General features: G+C 69.4%; 1 pseudogene. It reads right to left on the bottom strand.

Annotated features, from left to right (window positions below):
- Positions 1–509 (bottom strand): annotated as a pseudogene (locus CCN56_RS41185) (molybdenum cofactor biosynthesis protein MoaA); the annotation flags it as partial.

Genomic DNA, 509 nt, shown 5'->3' with positions numbered 1-509 from the left:
GGTGCCGTCGGCGAGGTGGGGCTTCAGAGGGATGTCGCGGTTGTGCAGGATGCAGGGGCGGGCCACGCCCGTGGGTGTGATCTTGATGCGGTTGGCGTCGGAGCAGGTGGCACAGCTGGAGTTGGAGATGAATCCGATCGAGCCCGCCCAGCCGTCCGGACGGAGGTACTGCCCGGGGCTGCGCACCCCAAGCTCGCCCCTGCCGACCTCTCCTGCGTTCGCGAACCACTCGTGGAGACGGTCTCGGACCTCCGCCTCGCTGATGAACTCGGTCTCGAACAGCGCCTGCGCGGGGCCAATGTTCTGGAGCTCGATCAGCCGGACGGCGATGGGCAGGTCGCGGGCGAGCTCCGCCACGGCGAAGGCGTCGTCCAGGTAGGTGCGCTGGAGAACGCAGTTGATCTTCACGCCCAGGCCGAGGGAGAGGGCGGTGTCGAGGGTGCGCCGGGTGATGCGCGGATCGCCGCCGCCCATGATCTCGGCGGACCGGTCGGGGTCGAGGCTGTGGA

Source organism: Streptomyces sp. NRRL B-24572, from assembly GCF_002156145.1.
Taxonomy (GTDB): domain Bacteria; phylum Actinomycetota; class Actinomycetes; order Streptomycetales; family Streptomycetaceae; genus Streptomyces; species Streptomyces vietnamensis.
This window is presented reverse-complemented; position numbering and strand designations above follow the sequence as displayed.